The following is a 645-nucleotide window of genomic DNA, read 5'->3' on the forward strand; positions in this document are numbered from 1 at the left end:
CAGGGTGGGGTCATTAGTCCACTCCTGGCCAACATTGCTTTACACGGAATGATAAATTCGGTAGTCAATGCCTTCCCTAAATCTAAATACATTGACGGAAAGCAAGAGAAAAGTTATCGTCCGAAAATCATTCGATACGCCGATGATTTCGTGGTACTGTCACCACATAAAGAGGTCATACTAGAAGCCCGTAACTTGATTGAACAATGGCTTAAACAAGTTGGATTAAAGCTTAAACCAGAAAAGACAAGAATCTGTCATACCCATGAACTCTCAGAAGAAGGGGGAGAGCCAGGTTTTGACTTCTTAGGGTTTAATATCCGCCATTACACGGTAGGCAAATACAAGGCCACGAATACTGGTGGAGGGGGAAAGCAACTATTCCAGCTCAATATAAAGCCAAGCAAGAAGTCAGTCAAGAAGCACTACAAAGCAATTAAGGCGGTTATCAAGGCTCATAAAACAGCCCCACAATACGCATTAATCAAACGGCTAAACCTAGTCATAAGAGGGTGGAGTAACTACTATTCTGGAGTAGTATCCAAGGAAACATTCTCCAAACTCGACCATATGGTTTGGGTAGCTTTAAGGGCATGGACAGTATCAAGATGTGGGAAAGCGTCCATTGATAAGCTCAGAAAGTAT

1 protein-coding gene is annotated in these 645 nt (G+C 42.5%); it reads left to right on the forward strand.

Annotated elements, in window-relative coordinates:
• Positions 1–645, forward strand: a 645-nt coding sequence (locus LKK83_RS01060; RefSeq protein WP_324628879.1) for a group II intron maturase-specific domain-containing protein, incomplete at both ends; no start/stop codon positions are given.

This window comes from Phormidium sp. CCY1219 (genome assembly GCF_035615515.1).
GTDB lineage: Bacteria > Cyanobacteriota > Cyanobacteriia > Cyanobacteriales > Laspinemataceae > CCY1219.